Origin of the sequence: Pseudomonas sp. SIMBA_068 (genome assembly GCF_046534705.1) — a bacterium.
Lineage (GTDB): Bacteria > Pseudomonadota > Gammaproteobacteria > Pseudomonadales > Pseudomonadaceae > Aquipseudomonas > Aquipseudomonas putida.
Genome location: NZ_JAWRYI010000410.1, coordinates 1 through 276 on the forward strand (window position 1 = coordinate 1; position 276 = coordinate 276).

Here is a 276-nt window from a genome sequence, read left to right on the forward strand (position 1 = left end):
AGTCAGCAGCTCTTCGCGACGCTGGGCATCTGTGCAGTTTGCCGCCATCGTTTCCGCCAGTTCGGCGTAACGCAAAATGTGTTTCTGCGAGGCTTCCAGCAGTAACAGCGCTGCCTGATAAAAGTGATTCTCCGGCTGTTGCTGACAATGTTGCTGCATCTGTGCTACCAGCTCCCCCAGCCCGTGATTCAGCAGGCGTGGGTAATCAATAATAATGTGCCCCTGGCCTTTATCTGTCTGGTTGATGCTGAAAATCTGCGTGCTGGTCGCGGCTTT

General features: G+C 54.0%; 1 protein-coding gene. It reads right to left on the reverse strand.

Translation table 11 applies throughout. The annotated features are described in order from the left end of the window. Positions 1-276: pyruvate formate lyase family protein (locus SB756_RS29750; protein WP_410913167.1), on the reverse strand; the 276-nt coding region annotated here is incomplete at both ends.